This is a genomic window from Xanthomonas sacchari (assembly GCF_024266585.1).
In the GTDB taxonomy this organism is placed as follows: Bacteria; Pseudomonadota; Gammaproteobacteria; order Xanthomonadales; family Xanthomonadaceae; genus Xanthomonas_A; species Xanthomonas_A sacchari_C.
This window is the reverse complement of the sequence record NZ_CP100647.1, coordinates 2,435,497-2,452,419: the sequence shown is the minus strand read 5'-3', so window position 1 is coordinate 2,452,419 and position 16,923 is coordinate 2,435,497. Positions and strand designations below refer to the sequence as shown.

At 70.2% G+C, this 16,923-nt stretch carries 20 protein-coding genes and 2 pseudogenes; 12 read left to right on the top strand and 10 right to left on the bottom strand.

Annotation, left to right across the window (positions count from 1 at the left end):
* Positions 1-210: 210 nt before the first annotated feature.
* From rplI to NKJ47_RS10045, 5 genes are all read right to left on the bottom strand, one after another.
* A complete protein-coding gene (gene rplI / locus NKJ47_RS10065) occupies positions 211-660 on the bottom strand; it encodes a 50S ribosomal protein L9 (protein ID WP_254457795.1) in 450 nt (149 codons plus the stop codon).
* A 192-nt stretch (positions 661-852) separates the two neighbouring features.
* Positions 853-1,083 (bottom strand): 30S ribosomal protein S18, encoded by a 231-nt coding sequence (gene rpsR, locus NKJ47_RS10060; protein WP_002804494.1) that lies wholly within the window; start codon positions 1,081-1,083, stop codon positions 853-855.
* Between the two features lie 11 nt (positions 1,084-1,094).
* Positions 1,095-1,529, bottom strand: coding sequence for a 30S ribosomal protein S6 (rpsF, locus tag NKJ47_RS10055; protein WP_010342529.1), 435 nt, complete (start codon positions 1,527-1,529; stop codon positions 1,095-1,097).
* A 308-nt stretch (positions 1,530-1,837) separates the two neighbouring features.
* A complete protein-coding gene (locus NKJ47_RS10050; protein ID WP_254457794.1) occupies positions 1,838-2,383 on the bottom strand; it encodes a CbrC family protein in 546 nt (181 codons plus the stop codon).
* Between the two features lie 65 nt (positions 2,384-2,448).
* On the bottom strand, positions 2,449-2,796 hold the full coding sequence (locus NKJ47_RS10045; protein ID WP_254457793.1) for a HesB/IscA family protein: 348 nt from the start codon (positions 2,794-2,796) through the stop codon (positions 2,449-2,451).
* Between the two features lie 136 nt (positions 2,797-2,932).
* Here NKJ47_RS10045 and asnS point away from each other — a divergent pair, with 136 nt between their 5' ends.
* The 4 genes from asnS to NKJ47_RS10025 are packed head-to-tail and all read left to right on the top strand — an operon-like array spanning position 2,933 to position 5,594.
* Positions 2,933-4,327, top strand: a complete 1,395-nt coding sequence (asnS, locus tag NKJ47_RS10040; protein ID WP_254457792.1) for an asparagine--tRNA ligase — start codon at positions 2,933-2,935, stop codon at positions 4,325-4,327.
* Between the two features lie 22 nt (positions 4,328-4,349).
* Entirely contained in the window at positions 4,350-4,655 is a 306-nt protein-coding gene (locus tag NKJ47_RS10035) for a hypothetical protein (protein WP_160948275.1), read from the top strand.
* Positions 4,652-4,966, top strand: a complete 315-nt coding sequence (locus NKJ47_RS10030) for a hypothetical protein (protein WP_254457791.1) — start codon at positions 4,652-4,654, stop codon at positions 4,964-4,966. Before NKJ47_RS10035 ends, NKJ47_RS10030 begins: the two co-directional genes overlap by 4 nt.
* Before the next feature lie 7 nt (positions 4,967-4,973).
* The gene (locus tag NKJ47_RS10025) at positions 4,974-5,594 is read left to right on the top strand and encodes an FMN-binding negative transcriptional regulator (protein WP_254457790.1); all 621 of its coding nucleotides are present in this window, start codon (positions 4,974-4,976) and stop codon (positions 5,592-5,594) included.
* 18 nt (positions 5,595-5,612) lie between these two features.
* Here the strand turns inward: NKJ47_RS10025 and NKJ47_RS10020 are convergent.
* From NKJ47_RS10020 to NKJ47_RS10000, 5 genes and pseudogenes are all read right to left on the bottom strand, one after another.
* A pseudogene (locus tag NKJ47_RS10020) lies at positions 5,613-5,792 on the bottom strand (DNA-binding response regulator); the annotation flags it as partial.
* Positions 5,793-5,920: 128 nt separating this feature from the next.
* Positions 5,921-6,634: a hypothetical protein gene (locus tag NKJ47_RS10015; protein WP_254457789.1), complete on the bottom strand. Its 714-nt coding sequence runs from the start codon at positions 6,632-6,634 to the stop codon at positions 5,921-5,923.
* A 104-nt stretch (positions 6,635-6,738) separates the two neighbouring features.
* Positions 6,739-6,927, bottom strand: coding sequence for a hypothetical protein (locus tag NKJ47_RS10010; RefSeq protein ID WP_254457788.1), 189 nt, complete (start codon positions 6,925-6,927; stop codon positions 6,739-6,741).
* Positions 6,920-7,249, bottom strand: coding sequence for a hypothetical protein (locus tag NKJ47_RS10005; RefSeq protein ID WP_254461496.1), 330 nt, complete (start codon positions 7,247-7,249; stop codon positions 6,920-6,922). The genes NKJ47_RS10010 and NKJ47_RS10005 overlap by 8 nt, the downstream gene beginning before the upstream one ends.
* Before the next feature lie 11 nt (positions 7,250-7,260).
* Positions 7,261-7,515 (bottom strand): annotated as a pseudogene (locus tag NKJ47_RS10000) (DUF2589 domain-containing protein); the annotation flags it as partial.
* Between the two features lie 175 nt (positions 7,516-7,690).
* On the opposite strand from NKJ47_RS10000, the gene can reads away from it, so the two are divergent.
* The 8 genes from can (at position 7,691) to NKJ47_RS09960 (ending at position 16,850) form a co-directional block, all read left to right on the top strand.
* The gene (can, locus tag NKJ47_RS09995; RefSeq protein WP_254461291.1) at positions 7,691-8,353 is read left to right on the top strand and encodes a carbonate dehydratase; all 663 of its coding nucleotides are present in this window, start codon (positions 7,691-7,693) and stop codon (positions 8,351-8,353) included.
* Between the two features lie 38 nt (positions 8,354-8,391).
* Entirely contained in the window at positions 8,392-8,916 is a 525-nt protein-coding gene (locus NKJ47_RS09990; RefSeq protein WP_254461290.1) for a 3-hydroxyanthranilate 3,4-dioxygenase, read from the top strand.
* Between the two features lie 31 nt (positions 8,917-8,947).
* Positions 8,948-11,092: an FUSC family protein gene (locus tag NKJ47_RS09985; RefSeq protein ID WP_254461289.1), complete on the top strand. Its 2,145-nt coding sequence runs from the start codon at positions 8,948-8,950 to the stop codon at positions 11,090-11,092.
* A gap of 142 nt (positions 11,093-11,234) precedes the next feature.
* On the top strand, positions 11,235-12,506 hold the full coding sequence (gene kynU, locus NKJ47_RS09980) for a kynureninase (protein WP_254461288.1): 1,272 nt from the start codon (positions 11,235-11,237) through the stop codon (positions 12,504-12,506).
* 46 nt (positions 12,507-12,552) lie between these two features.
* Positions 12,553-13,917, top strand: coding sequence for an FAD-dependent oxidoreductase (locus tag NKJ47_RS09975; protein ID WP_254461287.1), 1,365 nt, complete (start codon positions 12,553-12,555; stop codon positions 13,915-13,917).
* A 172-nt stretch (positions 13,918-14,089) separates the two neighbouring features.
* Positions 14,090-15,529, top strand: a complete 1,440-nt coding sequence (sbcB, locus tag NKJ47_RS09970) for an exodeoxyribonuclease I (RefSeq protein WP_254461286.1) — start codon at positions 14,090-14,092, stop codon at positions 15,527-15,529.
* Positions 15,526-16,212, top strand: a complete 687-nt coding sequence (locus NKJ47_RS09965) for a DUF2461 domain-containing protein (RefSeq protein WP_254461285.1) — start codon at positions 15,526-15,528, stop codon at positions 16,210-16,212. Before sbcB ends, NKJ47_RS09965 begins: the two co-directional genes overlap by 4 nt.
* A 101-nt stretch (positions 16,213-16,313) precedes the next feature.
* Positions 16,314-16,850, top strand: coding sequence for a DUF2939 domain-containing protein (locus tag NKJ47_RS09960; RefSeq protein WP_254461284.1), 537 nt, complete (start codon positions 16,314-16,316; stop codon positions 16,848-16,850).
* The last annotated feature ends 73 nt before the right edge of the window (positions 16,851-16,923 follow it).

Here is a 16,923-nt window from a genome sequence, read left to right as displayed (position 1 = left end):
GACGCGAGTCGCTGAGTATAGCGGCCCCTGCGCGACGCTGGGGCGGGGCACGCCGGGCAGCGGCAATGCGACGGCGATCGCACATGCAGGCGAGCGGCCCCGGCCGGCCGTGCCGGTCCGGGCCGCACGGCCCGCCGATGGCGGCGCAGGCCGGCAAAAACGACACGGGCACCTTGCGGTGCCCGTGTCGGTACAGCGATGACGCCGCGATCAGGCGTCGGCTTCGACCACGACCTTGACCGTGGTTTCCACGTCGGCGTGCAGGCGCACCAGCACCTCGTACTCGCCGATGTTGCGGAACGCGCCTTCGCCCAGCACCACTTCGCCCTTCTCCAGCGGCAGGCCGGCGGCGGTGAAGGCCTCGGCGATGTCGCGCGGGCCGACCGAACCGTACAGCTTGCCTTCGGTGGAGGCGTTGGCCTTGACGGTCACGCTGGCGCCTTCCAGCTTGGCGGCGCGGCCTTCGGCGTCGTCGTGGATGGCCTTGGCCTTGGCTTCGTACTCGGCGCGCTTGGCTTCGAACTCGGCGATGTTGGCGGCGGTGGCCGGCACGGCCTTGCCCTGCGGCACCAGGTAGTTGCGGCCATAGCCCGGCTTGACGTCGACCTTGTCGCCGAGGCCGCCCAGGTTGGTCACTTTCTGCAGAAGAATCAGTTGCATGGTCTTGCTCCGTTATTCGTTAGCGCACGCCCGAAGGCGCCCGCAACGCTTGCTGTCCGAATAGGAGAAGCCGGGATTCGGGATTCGGGAATCGGGATTTGCGCCCGATCGGCACCGCACTCTTCAATCGCCAGACTTCGGTTGAGTGCCCGCACCGGCAGGTGCGGGCCATGTCGCTCCGGGAGACCCGGATCAGACGTCGTGGTTGTCCGTGTACGGGATCAGCGCCAGGAAACGCGCGCGCTTGACCGCCGTGGCCAGCTGACGCTGGTACTTGGACTTGGTGCCGGTCACGCGGCTCGGCACGATCTTGCCGTTCTCGGTGAGGTACTGGCGCAGGGTGTTGAGATCCTTGTAGTCGATCTCCTTGACGCCCTCGGCGGTGAACTTGCAGAACTTGCGACGACGGAAGAACTTGGACATGAGCGTGCTCCTTAGGCGGCTTCGGCGGCGTCGCCGTCGGTTTCGGTGGCGGCGGCGGGCGCATCGCCCTCTTCGTCGTCGCGACGACGGCGCTCACCGCGCTCGGGCTTGTCGGCCTTCTCGTCCTTGCTCTTCATGATCAGCGACTGCTCGGTGTCGGCGCCGTCGCGCTTGATCACCAGGTGGCGCAGCACCGCGTCGTTGAAGCGGAAGCTCTCGACCAGCTCGCTCAGCACGGCCTGGTCCACTTCGATGTTCAGCATGACGTAGTGGGCCTTCACCAGGTTCTGGATCGGGTACGCCAGCTGGCGGCGGCCCCAGTCTTCCAGACGGTGGATGGTGCCCTTGCCGTTCTCGACCAGCGACTTGTAGCGCTCGATCATGGCCGGGACCTGCTCGCTCTGGTCCGGGTGGACCAGGAACACGATTTCGTAATGACGACTCATGGTGTTTACCTTTCGGATGTGGCCTTGCGGCCGGACAGCCCCCCGCGGTGCGACGGCGGTGGGGCAAGGACTCCTGCCGGGAAGGCAGGAAGCCGCACATTATGGCGCAGAAGGGCCGCCGTGGACAAGCTGTCGGGTGGACGGCGCTGGATTGCTGTGACGCCGGGACCGGGGACCCGGGGCCCGGGATCCGGAAAAGCAAGGCCACCCGGCTTTTTTCATGGCGAGATGCCCGACCCACCGTTGCATTGGGGCAGATCGCACCGCTTTTCCCGGGTTCCCGGTCCCGGGCCCCGAGTCCCGGCTTCTCACCCCATATCGACGTGCAGCCGATGCTGTCCGCACTGCAGGCAACGGAACAGGCAGCCGACCAGCGCGCCGTCGCGGGAGATGCGGGCCAGCAGCCAGTCCGCATCGCGCGAGGTGACCTCGACGATATCGGGCATGACCTCCTCCAGGATCGGCGCGAGATCGTCGCGGCCGGCGTAGCCCAGGAAGGCGCAGGGCCGGTCGCAATGGCTCAGCCACACCGGCTGCTGCCACGCCGAATACCCAGGGGTGCGCGTGCAGATCTCCCGCAGCAGCGCAGCGTCGATGGCCGGCGGCGGGTCGTCCGGGTCGGGCGAGACGCCCTCGATCCCGGCCCAGTCGTTGAACTCGCCCTCGAAGCGCGCCGCGGCGCGGCCGTCGGCGATGCACCAGGGACACAGGTACCGTGGGCCATCGCCGGCACAATAGAACGGCCCCTGGTAGCGCCATGCGCGGGCGTCGCCACAACAGTCGCACACGCCGGCTTCCTGCGCGAAGCACAGCGCATAGGCGTTGGGGTGATGCAGAAACTGAGGCAGCTGCATGCGAAAACCGCGCCGCCCCACCCTGCGCCCTCCCGGAGGAGGCCGCCTGGCCGCCGCGGCGACGCTCAGGGCACGGTGGCGTGCGTGGCGTCGGTGGTGAAGCTCTCGCCACAGCCGCACTCGGCGGTGGCGTTGGGATTGCGGAACACGAAGGTCTCGCCCAGGCCCTGCTTGGCGAAGTCGATCTCGGTGCCGTCCACCAGCGGCAGGCTGGTCGCGTCCACGTAGATGCGCACGCCGTCCTGCTCGAACACGGCATCGTCCGGACGCGCCTCGCGCGCCAGGTCGGTGACGTGGCCCCAACCCGAACAGCCGGTGCGCTCGACGCCGAAGCGCAGTCCCAGCGCACCCGGCGTCTGCGCGACGAAGCGCTGCACGCGGGCATGGGCGACGGGGGTGAGATGGACGGCCATGGGGAGAACTCCGGCGACTGCGAACGGACATTATAGGGAGGAAGGCGGCCGATCGCCGCCACGCCTCGCAAGCGCTGCGCTCGAGCCAGTACACTTGCCCCTTCCATATCGAGTCGCTGCGGCGAGGATTCAAGTCATGACGGTGGTGAGCGTTGCACATGCGCTGGCCGGGAAGATCCCGGAAGGCGGAGAAGTCACGGTACGGGGATGGGTGCGCACGCTGCGCGGATCTGCCGGGCTGGCTTTCATCAACGTGACCGACGGCTCCTGCTTCGCCCCGATCCAGGTGGTGGCGACCGATGCGCTGCCCAACTTCGACGAGGTCAAGCGGCTCACCGGCAGCTGCTCGCTGATCGCCAAGGGCGTGCTGGTGAAGTCGCAGGGCAAGGGCCAGTCGTACGAGATCCAGGCCAGCGCGATCGAGGTGGTCGGCTGGGTCGAGGATCCGCTGACCTACCCGATCCAGCCCAAGCCGATGTCGCCGGAGTTCCTGCGCGAGGTCGCGCACCTGCGCCCGCGCACCAACCTGTTCGGCGCGGTGACGCGCATCCGCAACTGCCTGGCGCAGGCGGTGCACCGCTATTTCCACCAGAACGGCTACAACTGGATCAGCACGCCGATCATCACCACCTCCGACGCCGAAGGCGCCGGGCAGATGTTCCGCGTCTCCACCCTGGACCTGGCCAACCTGCCGCGCGACGCGCAGGGCCAGGTCGACTTCGGCCGCGACTTCTTCGGCAAGGAAACCTTCCTGACCGTGTCCGGCCAGCTCAACGTCGAGGCCTACTGCCTGGCGCTGAGCAAGGTCTACACCTTCGGCCCGACCTTCCGCGCCGAGAACAGCCACACCACTCGCCACCTGGCCGAGTTCTGGATGATCGAGCCGGAGATCGCCTTCGCCGACCTGGCCGAGGACGCGCGGGTGGCCGAGGATTTCCTCAAATACCTGTTCCGCGCCGTGCTGGACGAGCGCGCCGACGACCTGGCGTTCATCGCCGAGCGCGTGGACAAGACTGCGATCAGCAAGCTGGAGACCTTCATCAACTCGCCGTTCGAGCGCATCGAGTACGGCGATGCGATCGGCCTGCTGCAGAAGTCCGGGCAGAAGTTCGAATTCCCGGTGGAATGGGGCCTGGACCTGCAGACCGAGCACGAGCGCTGGCTGACCGAGCAGCACGTCGGCCGCCCGGTGGTGGTGACCAACTACCCCGAGCACATCAAGGCGTTCTACATGCGCCTGAACGACGACGGCAAGACCGTCGCGGCGATGGACGTGCTGGCCCCCGGCATCGGCGAGATCATCGGCGGCAGCCAGCGCGAGGAGCGCCTGGACGTGCTCGACGCGCGCATGCTGCAGTTCGGCCTGGACCCGCAGCACTACGGCTGGTACCGCGATTTCCGCCGCTACGGCACGGTGCCGCACGCCGGCTTCGGCCTGGGCTTCGAGCGCCTGGTGGTCTACGTGTGCGGGCTGAGCAACATCCGCGACGCCATCCCCTACCCGCGCGCGCCGGGCAGCGCCGAGTTCTGAGGCGAACCGGGGAACGCCCGCCATGATCCTGTTCTTCGCGCTGTGCTTCGTCGGCGTGGCGATCGCCGGGGCCAGTGCGTTCCTGATCTTCTGGCCGCTGACCCTGGTGCACATCCGCGACCGCCATCCGCCGCTGGTGGCGGCGTTCGGGCCGGGCGCCTTCCTCAAGCCGGCGGCGCTGGGCTGGCTGCTGGCGCGGCGCTACCGCCCGCTCGGCGACCGCGGGCTGTCCGGGCTGGCGACGCCGGCCTGGCTGTCGCTGCTAACCATCTTCTTCGGCCTGGGCATGGCCGCCCTGCTCTGGCTGCTTTCCCTGGTGATCCCATGACTTCAGATTCTTCCACCCACGATCAGTGGTACCTGGCCAGCCTCGGCCGCCTGCTGGTGTGGGCGCGCCTGCGCGTGCGCGCCGCCGGCACCGCCGAGGTGCTGGACAGCGACGGCAACACGCTCAGCTACGACAGCGAGGACACCGCCCGCGCGGCGCTGTTCGACGCCGAGTTCGTCGCCTTCGACGGCCTGGACGAGGACGATGCGCGGGCGCGCGGCTTCTCGTTGGGCGAGGTGTCGCCGCCGCAGGCCGACGACGACGCCGGCCTGCGCGGGCGCATGACCCAGACCCTGGGTGCGCGCGCCTGAGCCGGCGATGCACGTCCCGCCCGCCTTCGCCGAAAGCGACCTGCACGCGCTCGATGCGCTGATCGCGGACAACCCGTTCGCCACCCTGGTCACCGTCGCCGACGGCCTGCCCTGCGCCACGCCGTTGCCGGTGCTGTACCGGCGCGACGGTGAGCGTATCCTGGTCGAAGGCCATTGGTCGCGGGCCAATCCGCAGGCGCGCCACGCCGGGCCGGCGCTGCTGCTCGTGCATGGCCCGCACGCCTACGTCTCGCCAAGCTGGTACCCGGACAAGGACGCGATGGCGCGGGTGCCGACCTGGAACTACGCCACCGCGCAGTTGCACGGGCAGTTGCATCCCAGCGACGACGAAGCGCTGCTGGCCGACGTGGTGGCGCGGTTGAGCGAACAGCACGAGCGCGCCATCGGCAGCGATTGGCGCTACGAGCCGGACAACACGGCGCACCGGCGCCAGTTGCGCGGCATCGTCGGCTTCCGCTTCGAGGTCGAGCGGGTCGCGCTGAAGTTCAAGCTCAACCAGAACCACCCGCCGGCGAACCAGGCCGCGGTGCGCGAGGCGCTGCAGGCCCAGGCCGCGCCCGGTGCGCAGGCCGTCGCGGCGCTGATGCGCGCGCGACGCCCGGACTGAGCGGCGCGGCCGCGTTGCTCAGCCGCACCGGCTGTCGCGCTCGTGCTGGTCGCGATCGGCGCGGCGCGCGCTGGCCAGGCCCCCGTCCAGCGGCGACAAGCCCTCGCGGATCGCATAGCGGGTCAGTTGCGCGATGCCCTGCATGCCGAGCTTGAGCATGATGTGCTCGCGATGGGTGCCGATGGTCTTGACGCTGATGTCGGGCCATCGCTTCGCACTCGGCGCACAGTTGCGACAGGATGCCCGGCGCCGGCCAGCGTCTTGATCCAGATGTTCATCACATCACTCCTGGACGGACACGGCGGCCGGCGCCTGCGCGCGGCGGATTACGGGTTGGTGGGCGCACGCTCCAGCAGCCCGCTGTCCCGACGCATCCCGGCGGGGTCGATGACCTGCAGTTCGATGCGTCCGTCCGGCCTTGCGTGCAAGGTGAGCTGCCCCCCGCTCAGGCGATCGCAATAGCCGCCATGGGCGATATTCAACGAATACACCGCCGTTCCTTCACGCAGGCCGACGTAATACGCCTGCACTCCGCACTCGCGTGGCGCGCCGTAGCGCAGTCGCACCGTGGGATTGCCGGGCGCCTGCGGCGTCGCGGCGACGCTCAGTTCCACGACGACGTCCCTCTCGCCGCGCTCTGGGTGGACCATTCCGCGCCACGTACCCTGCAGCGGGCTGGGCTGGCCCGGGTCGGAATGCAGCACCACCGGCAGGTCCTTGCCGTCGACCGTCAGCCGCAGATCGTCGCCACTGCGCTGCACGCGCAATTGCTTGCCCATCTGCTTGTCGCAGTAGGCGCCACCGTTGATCGAGTCCAGCGCGAAGGCGCCATCCTGTTGTGACTTGACCAGCAACGTGCAGTTCAACGGCGGGCCGAACACCAGCCTGGCCTTGCCGTCGCGCTGAACCAGGCGCACCGACGCCAGGCGCTGCGGGTCCAGCGTCAGGGTGCCGTTCCAATCGCCAGTCGGGAGCGCCTCGGCGCTGGCCGCTGCGGCAGACGTGGGCGCCTGCGGCGCGGCGCCGGCAGCGGACGGCAAGGCCAGGCACAGCGCCAGCCAGAGCGGGAAACGCGCAACACCACACGAACGGATACGCATGCGACTCTCCTGTTGGGATACGAAAGGGAAAACGAACGGCGCGGTCAGGACAGACCGAACCAGAGCAGCGCCGACACGGCCGCCACCAGGCACAGTACGGCAAGCAACCATAGTGCCCGCCGCCGGCGCCGGCGCAACCGCTGCGTGCGGGCCAGCGAGCGCAGGTCGATGTGCAGTTCTCGGCACCACAGGTCGGTGTCGTGCCGCGACAGCAGCAAGCCGTGTCTAGGCATGGGCCGTCTCCTTGGCGGGATCGTGCGGGGCGACCGGTTCGGACAGGTGCCACAGCTTCAGCCGCTGCCCGTCGAACAGCACCTCGCCGACCGGGGTATGGGTGCCGCGGAACAGGATCTGCAGGCGCTGGCCGGGCCGGCGAGGCCGGCGCGGCGCCACCTGCAGCGCCAGGCGCGGCGCCCCGTCCGGCAGCTCCACCACGTCCAGTTCCAGGTCGAACGACAGGGCCAGTTCGCCGATCTGCGGCAACTGCCAGGCGTGCAGTCCCCACAACGGGATCTGCAACGCCGGCAGCTCGGCCTCCTCCGCCACCCCCTGCACGGTTTCGGCCGCACCGAGACGTGGTACTTGGCCGAGTTGTCGGAGCTGCGCGTGTTCTCCTTGCTGGTGGCGACCGAGCCCTGGAAATGCACCTTGGCCTTGAACAGGCCGAAGCCGTGTTCCACATCCGCCGACAGCGACGCCGAGGCATCGGTCTTTTCCTTCGCGGAGAAGGACGACTTCACCTCCATGTCGAAGGTGATGTCCACGGTCTGGATGCTCAGGCTGGGCACGTTGACGATGGCCAGCAGCGGCACTTCCAGTTCGCCCGGTGTGGGCGTGGAGGAAGTCTGCGCAGCGGCGCGCGTCGGCGGGATCGGCAAAAGTCCGATCCGGCACTGCCTGCGTCCCGAGACGCCGCGGGACCTCGCACGCCGGGCGTGCAGGCGGCAGCGAACCGGGCCGCGCGCCGGCCGCGGGCTTCTGGGATAATGCCCGGCTATGAGCAAGATCGAACAACTGCTGGACAACAACCGCTCCTGGTCCGAACGCATCAACCGCGAGGATCCCGAGTTCTTCAGCCGCCTGTCCAAGCAGCAGACCCCGGAGTACCTGTGGATCGGCTGCTCCGACTCGCGGGTGCCGGCGAACCAGATCATCGACATGGCGCCGGGCGAGGTGTTCGTCCACCGCAACATCGCCAACGTGGTCGTGCACACCGACCTGAATTGCCTGTCGGTGATCCAGTTCGCGGTCGAGGTGCTGAAGGTACGGCACATCCTGGTGGTCGGCCACTACGGCTGCGGCGGCGTGCACGCGGGCCTGACCCGCGCGCGGCTGGGCCTGGTCGACAACTGGATCCGCCACGTCACCGACGTGGCCGAGAAGCACGAGCAGTGCCTGCAGCAGGCCGGCGACCTCAGCCTGCAGCACGCGCGCCTGTGCGAGCTCAACGTGCTGGAGCAGGTGGTCAACGTCAGCCGCACCTCGATCGTGCGCGACGCCTGGACGCGCGGCCAGGAACTCACCGTGCACGGCTGGGTGTACAGCCTGCGCGACGGCCGCGTGCACGACCTGGGCATGGCGCTGGAGCGCATCGAGGACCTGGCGCCGCGCTACGATGCCGCCCTGGCGCGCATCCGCCAGGACCGCGAGGACCGCTGAGCGGCGCGCCGCTCGGCCATTTCCGCCCAAGGATCCGCATGCTCCCCGGCCCCCTCAACCTGCACGCCTGGATCGACGCCCACCGGCATCTGCTGAAGCCGCCGGTGGGCAACAAGTGCATCCACGCCGGCGACTTCATCGTGATGGTGGTCGGCGGGCCGAACGCGCGCAGCGACTACCACTACGACGAAGGCCCGGAGTGGTTCTACCAGCTCGAAGGCGAGATGGTGCTGAAGATCCAGGAGGACGGCGCGGTGCGCGAGATCCCGATCCGCGCCGGCGAGACCTTCCTGCTGCCGCCCAAGGTGCCGCATTCGCCGCAGCGCGGGCCCGACTCGGTGGGCCTGGTGATCGAGCGGCAGCGCCTGCCGCACGAGCAGGACGGCCTGCTGTGGTTCTGCGAGCGCTGCAACCATCTGCTGTACGAAGCCTACTTCCCGCTGCAGGACATCGAGAGCGACTTCCCCCCGGTGTTCGCGCGGTTCTACGCGTCCGAATCGCTGCGCACCTGCGGCCGCTGCGGCCACGTGCATCCGCTGCCGGCGGCTGCCGCCGCGCCGTGACCGCCCTGCGCCCGCGCCGTTCCGGTTGGCGATGCTGCGCAGCCTGATCGCGCTCAAGCCGCGCGACGTGCCGGTGCGCGTGGCCCTGCGCAACACCGCCGCGGTGGTCGCGCCGCTGGCGCTGGGCGTGGCCGCCGGCCATGCCGAGCTGGGCCTGGCGGTGTCCACCGGCGCGCTCAACACCATGTTCTCCGACCAGCCCGGCCCGTACCGGGCGCGGATGCAGCGCATGCTGATGGCGGCGCTGGCGGCGGGCATGGCCGCGTTGCTGGGGATGCTGATCGGCGCGCACACGCTGGCGCTGGCGCTTTGCGCCCTGCTGCTCGGCCTGGGCGGCGGCCTGCTGGTGGCGCTGGGTCCGGTGGCGGCGCGGGTCGGGCTGACCAGCATGATCCTGCTGGTGGTCAGCGCCGACGTGCGCCTGCCGCCGTGGCAGAGCGTCGGCGTGGCTACGCTGATCTTCGCCGGCGGCGTGCTGCAGATGCTGATGGCACTGGCGGCCTGGCCGCTGCAGCGCTACCGCCCCGAGCGCTTCGCCCTGGCCGATCTGATGCGGCAACTGGCCGGCATCGCCCGCCAGCGCCCCGGCGCGACCGCGGCGCCGCCGGCCACCGAGGCGGTGCTCGAGGCGATGGTGATGCTGCACGGCGAACACCGCTCGCGCGGACGTGCGGTGCAGGCGTTCCGGGTCATCGCCGAACTGTGCGAACGCGCGCGGCTGGAGCTGCTGACCCTGGCCGACCTGCACGGACGCCTGGAGGCGACATCGCCCGCGCGCTTGCCGATCGAACGCGTGCTCGAACGCAGCGCGGTGGTGCTGGACCAGCTCGCGCACGCGCTGGACAGCGCCGAGGATCCGGATGCGGCCACTGCGTCGATGACCGGGTTCGACGACCTGGTCGACGCGCTGGCGCAGGTGCAGGCGCAGACCGAGGACACCCGCGAACGGCGCCTGCTGCGCATCGCCGTGGCCCGCGCGCAAGGCCTGGGCGGCCAGTTGCGCGCGTTGGTGCGCAACAGCCGCTGGGCCAGCAGCCGCGGCGAGATCCAGGCCGAGCTGGCCGAGGCGCGGCTGCCGGCGGCGCTGCGACCGTTGGCGCCGCTGCAGACCCTGCGGGCGAACCTGAACCTGTCCTCGGTGGCGTTCCGCCATGCGCTGCGCTGCGGCGTGTGCCTGGCCCTGGCGGTGCTGTTCGCCCGCTGGCAGGCGATTCCGCATGGCTACTGGATCCCGATGACCACCGCGATCGTGCTCAAGCCGGATTTCGGCGGCACCCTCAGCTTCGGCGCGCTGCGCGTGGCCGGCACCTTCGCCGGGCTGCTGCTGGCCACCATGCTGGCGCACTTCGTGATGGACGGGGCGGTGGTGCGGCTGCTGTTGCTGACCGTGTTCTGCCTGGGCTTCCGCCTGCTGACCCAGGTCAACTATGGGCTCGGCGTGGCCAGCCTGACCGGCATGCTGGTGCTGTTGCTGTCGTTCGAGGGCATGGCCCCGGGCGAGGCGATCGGCGAGCGCATCCAGGCCACCGTGCTCGGCAGCGCGCTGGCGCTGGCCGCCTACGCGCTGTGGCCGACCTGGGAACGTAAGCACATCCGCGCCATCCTGGCGCAGTTGCTGCTGGCCTATCGCGACCATCTCGACGCGGTGCTGGAGGGCCGCCTGCAGGCGCTGCCGGACACCCGCGCGGCCTCGCGCACCGCGCGCACCAACGCGCAGGCCTCGATCGAACGCCTGCGCGGCGAGCCGCGGCGCAGGCGCAACCTGCGCGAACTGACCCTGGCCGAATCGGTGCTGGCCAACGGCAACCGGCTGATCCGCGCCTCGCTGGCGCTGGAGGCGGTGCTGCGCGATGCGCCGCCGCTGCCACCGCTGCCGGAACTGCAGCAGTTCCGGCAGCAGGCGCATGCCGCGCTGACCGAGCTGGCCGAGGGCCTGCGCACCGGCACGCCGCCACCGCAGGCCAGCCTGCGCGCCGCCGAGCGGCGCCTGGCCGAGGCGCTGGCCGCGCAACCGCAGGACGGCAGCGATGGCGGCGCGCTGGCCGCGCTGGCCGACACCAGCGACCGCGTCGCCGACAGCATCGGCACCCTCACCCACCTGGTCCGCAGCGCACTGCTGCCGGCCGCGGCCGCCGCCAAGGAGCCGCCGCCGGCGACCGCGCACCGCAGCGGATGAACGCGCTGCCGCGGCGCGCCGGCCGCGCAGGCAGCGCCGGACAGGCCCGCGCGGCATGGCCCCGCGCCATGCCGCCGCGCACTCACCTCACGCCTTTCCATACGCTCTAGACTTTCGCCTTGCTTCCCGGAACCCAATGCCGATGAACGAGATCCTGTCCCGCCAGCACGCCATCGCCCTCGACGCCGCCGATCCGCTGCGGGCCCTGCGCCAGGAATTCCTGTTCCCGCAGCACCAGGGCGCCGACCAGGCCTACTTCGTCGGCAACTCGTTGGGCCTGCAGCCGCGCGGCGCGCGCGCCGCGGTGCAGGAGGTGCTGGACAAGTGGTCGTCGCTGGCGGTGGAAGGCCATTTCAACGGCGACACCCAGTGGATGACCTACCACGAGCTGCTGGCCGCGCCGCTGGCGCGCCTGGTCGGCGCGCACCCGCACGAAGTGGTGGCGATGAACACGCTGACGGTGAACCTGCACCTGCTGATGGTCAGCTTCTACCGGCCCACCCGCGAGCGGCCGGCGATCCTGATCGAGGCCGGCGCGTTCCCCTCCGACCAGCACGCGGTGGCCTCGCAGATCCGCTTCCACGGCTTCGACCCGGCCGCCGACCTGATCGAAGTGCAGCCCGACGGCGCCGACGGCACCGTGTCGCTGGCGGCGATCGAGCGCGCCATCGCCGAGCACGGCCCGCGCCTGGCGCTGGTGCTGTGGCCGGGCGTGCAGTACCGCACCGGCCAGGCCTTCGACCTGGCCTCGGTGGCGCGGCTGGCGCGCGCGGCCGGCGCCGCGGTCGGCTTCGACCTGGCCCACGCCATCGGCAACGTGCCGCTGCACCTGCACGACGCCGCCCCGGACTTCGCCGTGTGGTGCCACTACAAGTACCTCAACGCCGGCCCCGGCGCGGTCGCCGGCGCCTTCGTGCACGAGCGCCACGGCCACGGCGACACCCCGCGCTTCGCCGGCTGGTGGGGCCACGACAAGCGCACCCGCTTCCGCATGGCGCCCGAGTTCGTCGCCGCGCCCGGCGCCGACGGCTGGCAGCTGAGCAATCCGCCGATCCTGAGCATGGCGCCGCTGCGCGCCTCGCTGGACCTGTTCGAGCGCGCCGGGCTGGACGCGCTGCGGCAGAAGTCGCAGCAGCTCACCGGCTACCTGGAGACGCTGATCCGCGCCCGCCTGGCCGACACCCTGCAGATCATCACTCCGTCCGACCCGGCGCAACGCGGCTGCCAGCTGTCGCTGCGCGTGGCCGGCGGCCGCGCGCGCGGCCGGGCGCTGTTCGAGTACCTGCAATCGGTCGGCGTGCTCGGCGACTGGCGCGAGCCGGACGTGATCCGGATCAGCCCGGTGCCGCTGTACAACCGCTACCGCGACGTCTACCGCTTCGTCGAGGAAGTGGAAACCTGGGCCGGCGTCTGACCCGCCTCTCTCGCGCGGCCAGCGGCTGCGCCTTCCGGACACCCCATTGAACGCATCCCCCCGCAGCATCACCCTGATCGGCGCCGGCCTGGCCGGCTCCCTGCTCGCCATCCTGCTGTCGCGCCAGGGCTGGCAGGTCACCGTCTATGAACGCCGCGGCGATCCGCGCGTGCACGATTACGAGCGCGGCCGCTCGATCAACCTGGCCCTGGCCGAACGCGGCCTGCACGTGCTGCGCCAGGCCGGCGCCGATACCGCGGTGATGGCCAAGGCGGTGATGATGCGCGGACGCATGGTGCACTTCCCGGACGGCCAGCAGCAGCTGCAACGCTATGGCCGCGACGACAGCGAGGTGATCTGGTCGGTGCACCGCAACGATCTCAACATCACCCTGCTGCAACTGGCCGAGCAGGCCGGCGCGCGCATCCACTTCTACCGACGCCTGCACACGGTCGACTTCGACGCCGGCTATGCGCGTTTCATCGACGACCGCGACGACCAGCCGCACGACATCCGCTTCGACAGCATGATCGGCGCCGACGGCGCCGGCTCGGCGCTGCGCGCGGCGATGCAGCGCAAGGCGCCGATGGCCGAGCACATCGAGTTCCTCGACCACTCCTACAAGGAACTGGAGATCCCGCCGGGCGCCGACGGCGGCTTCCGCATCGAGCCCAACGCCCTGCACATCTGGCCGCGCGGGCACTACATGTGCATCGCCCTGCCCAACCACGAAGGCACCTTCACCGTCACCCTGTTCCTGCCCAACAACGGCGAGCCCAGCTTCGCCACCGTACGCAACGGCGAGGAAGCGCTGGCGCTGTTCGCGCGCGATTTCGCCGATGCGCTGCCGCTGATGCCGCAACTGGCCGAGCACTGGGAACAGCATCCACCCGGCCTGCTCGGCACGCTGCGGCTGGAGCGCTGGCACCTGGACGGCCGCGCGGTGCTGCTGGGCGACGCCGCGCACGCGATGGTGCCGTTCCACGGGCAAGGCATGAACTGCGCGTTCGAGGATTGCGCGGCGCTGGCCGCGCACCTGCAGCGCGAGCCGGACCTGGCCCGCGCCTATGCCGCCTTCGAGGCCGAGCGCAAACCCAATGCGGGGGCGATCCAGCAGATGGCGCTGGAGAACTACGTGGAAATGCGCGACCGCGTCGGCGACGCCGGTTTCCTGCTGCAGCGCGAACTCGGCCAGGCGCTGCAGGCGCGGCATCCGACCCGCTTCGTCCCGCACTACACCATGGTCACCTTCCTACGCACGCCGTACGCGCAGGCACTGCAACGCAGCGAGGTGCAGCGCGACATCCTGGTCGAGGCCACGCAGGGCCATAGCGACCTGTCGCGGATCGACTGGACCTCGCTGGAGCGGATCGTGCATGCGCGGCTGACGCCGCTGGAGGGGGCGCATTGATCCGGCGTACCCTATCGGGACACTCCGTCTTCTGTAGGAGCGGCGCTACGTGGCCTCGGGCCATCAGCCGCGACGGACATTCCCGGTAATGCCCGTCGCGACTGAAGCCGATCCTACACAAGCACGCCACGTTCCGCGCCTCTCCGGCCTTGCCCGCACCATTCGACCCTGCATGCCCGACAGCTTCCTCTTCTACGACCTGGAAACCTTCGGCGCCGATCCGCGGCGCACGCGCATCGCGCAGTTCGCCGCGGTGCGCACCGACGCCGAACTGAACGTGATCGAGGAACCGATCAGTTTCTTCGTCAAGCCCGCCGACGACCTGCTGCCCTCGCCGGTCGCCACCCTGATCACCGGCATCGCCCCGCAGCAGGCATTGCGCGAAGGCGTCAGCGAAGCCGAGGCGTTCGCGCGCATCGCCGAGCAGATGGCGCGGCCGCAGACCTGCACGCTGGGCTACAACTCGCTGCGCTTCGACGACGAGTTCGTGCGCCACGGGCTGTTCCGCAATTTCCACGATCCCTACGAACGCGAGTGGCGCAACGGCAACTCGCGCTGGGACCTGCTGGACATGCTGCGGCTGATGCACGCGCTGCGCCCGGAAGGCATCGTCTGGCCGCAGCGCGAGGACGGCGCCACCTCGTTCAAGCTGGAGCAGCTGGCATTGGCCAACGGCGTGCGCGACGGCGATGCGCACGAGGCGCTGTCCGACGTCTACGCCACCATCGGCATGGCCCGGCATTTCCGCCGCAGCCAGCCGCGGCTGTGGGAGTACGCGCTGAAGCTGCGCGACAAGCGCTTCTGCGGCAACCTGCTCGACGCGGTGGCGATGCAGCCGGTGCTGCACGTGTCGATGCGCTATCCGGCCGCGCGCCTGTGCGCGGCGCCGGTGCTGCCGCTGGCACGGCACCCACGCATCGACAGCCGGGTGCTGGTGTTCGACCTGGAAGGCGACATCGAGCCGCTGCTGCGCTATACGCCGGAACAGATCGCCGACCGCCTGTACACCCCGCAGGCCGATCTGCCCGAGGGCGAACAGCGCATCCCGCTCAAGGAAGTGCATCTGAACAAGGCGCCGGCGCTGGTCGCCTGGGCGCACCTGCGCGAGGCGGATTTCGCCCGGCTGCGGCTGGACCCGGCGCAACTGCTGGCCAAGGCCGCGCGCCTGCGCGAGGCCGGCCCGGCGCTGGCGGAGAAGGTGCGGCGGGTGTTCGCCAGCGAGCGCGCCGCGGTGCCGGCCGATGTCGACGCCTCGCTGTACGACGGCTTTTTGGCCGATGGCGACAAGCGCGCGATGGCGCAGGTCCGCGCCACTCCACCGGCGCAGCTGGCCGCGCTGGAAGGACAGTTCCGCGATCGGCGCCTGCCCGAACTGCTGTTCCGCTACCGCGCGCGCAACTGGCCGCAGAGCCTGTCCATCGCCGAGCAGGCGCGCTGGGACGACTACCGGCGGCAGCGCCTGCAGCAGGACAGCGGCCTGTCCGAACTGAGCTTCGACGCCTTCCACGCGGAGCTGGCCGGTTTACGCTTGGCTCACCCGCAGGATGCTACCAAGCAAGCCCTGCTCGACCAGTTGGCCGCCTGGGGCCACGACCTGCAACGCAGCCTATGACCAGCTATTTCAGCGATGCCAGCTTCAAGTTCCTGCGTGCCCTGGCGCGGCACAACGACAAGGCCTGGTTCAACGCCAACCGGCACAAGTACGAAGAGCACGTGCGGCAGCCGTTCCTGCGCCTGATCACCGATCTGCAGCCGGACCTGGCGCAGGTCAGCGAACATTTCCGTGCCGATCCGCGCGGCGTCGGCGGCTCGCTGTTCCGCATCCACCGCGACGCGCGCTTCTCCCACGACAAGTCGCCGTACAAGACCTGGCAGGGCGCGCGCCTGTTCCACGAGCGGCGCAAGCAGGTGCCGGCGCCGTCGTTCTACATCCACCTGCAACCGGGCGAAAGCTTCGTCGGCGCCGGGCTGTGGCATCCGGAGCCGGACACGCAGCGCAAGGTGCGCCAGTTCATCTTCGACAATCCCGGCAGCTGGAAGGCCGCCGCGCACGCGCCGGCGCTGCGCCGCCGCTTCGACTTCGAGGAAAGCGAGATGCTGGTGCGGCCGCCGCGCGGCTTCCCGGCCGACTTCGAATGCATCGACGACCTCAAGCACAAGAACTGGGTATTCTGGCGCCAGCTCGACGATGCGACCATGACCGGCCCGCGGCTGCGCACGCAGATCGCCGCCGACCTGCAGACGCTGGGCCCGTTCGTGGACTACCTGTGCGCGGCACTGGACCTGGAATTCTAGAACGGCAGCGTTTTTCCGTAGGAGCGGCTTCAGCCACGACAGGCATTCCCGTCAACGTCCGTCGCGGCTGAAGCCGCTCCTACGCGACCTGAGGACATCCCATGAAGAAATGGCTGGCATTGCTGTTCCTCGCCCTGTTCGCCCTCGGCGGCTACGTCGTCGCCGGGCCATACCTGGCCATCCGCGGCATCGACCAGGCGCTGCGCGAACGCGATGCCGCGGCGCTGGAGCGCTACGTCGACTTCCCGACCCTGCGGGTCAACCTCAAGGCCCAGGTGGACGATGCGCTGGTGCGCCGCGCCGGTCCCGACCTGCAGTCCAGCCTGTTCGGCGGCGCGCTGCTGTCGCTGGCCGGCGGCCTCGGTGGGATGAGCGTGGACGCGCTGGTCACCCCGACCGGCATCGGCGCGCTGATGCAGGGCGACGTGTTGTGGAAACGCGCCAGCGGCGACACCGTCGGCGGCGATACCTACGCCGCGCCGCGCCCGCCGCAACCGTTGCACCAGGCCGAACATCGCTTCGAATCGACCACGCGCTTCGTCGCCACCGTGCATGCCGCCGACGGCACCGCCGTGCCCTTCGTGTTCACCCGCGAGGGCCTGCACTGGAAGCTCAGCAACATCCTGTTGCCGCTGTAGGCGATGGCGGGCGGCACAAGGCATCTCGGCTGAACGCCCGAGGTGACGTCAGAGCGCGAGCACGCGACGCCCT